Source organism: Sphingobium sp. ba1 (assembly GCF_000743655.1).
Classification (GTDB): domain Bacteria; phylum Pseudomonadota; class Alphaproteobacteria; order Sphingomonadales; family Sphingomonadaceae; genus Sphingobium.
This window is the reverse complement of sequence record NZ_JPPQ01000069.1, coordinates 3,695-4,017: the sequence shown is the minus strand read 5'-3', so window position 1 is coordinate 4,017 and position 323 is coordinate 3,695. Positions and strand designations below refer to the sequence as shown.

The window sequence follows — 323 nt, the reverse complement described above, 5'->3', positions numbered from 1 at the left end:
CGCGGTCGATGCGGGCTATGTGCCGAACGACTATCAGGTCGGGCAGACCGGCAAGATCGTTGCGCCGGAAGTCTATGTCGCCGTGGGTATTTCCGGGGCGATCCAGCATTTGGCGGGGATGAAGGACAGCAAGACCATCATCGCCATCAACAAGGATGAGGATGCGCCGATCTTCCAGGTGGCGGACATCGGCCTCGTGGGCGATCTGTTCAAGATCGTGCCGGAGCTGACCAGCAAATTGTAAGGGCTGGGCAAGAAACAAAAAAGGGCGCGGACCATGTGGTTTGCGCCCTTTTTTTGTGCGTCGTCGGCGGGGTTATTCG

General features: G+C 58.5%; 1 protein-coding gene. It reads left to right on the top strand.

The features are described 5' to 3' along the window. Positions 1-244, top strand: a 244-nt coding sequence (locus IL54_RS03050; protein WP_202807652.1) for an electron transfer flavoprotein subunit alpha/FixB family protein, incomplete at its 5' end; no start/stop codon positions are given. Positions 245-323 lie beyond the last annotated feature (79 nt).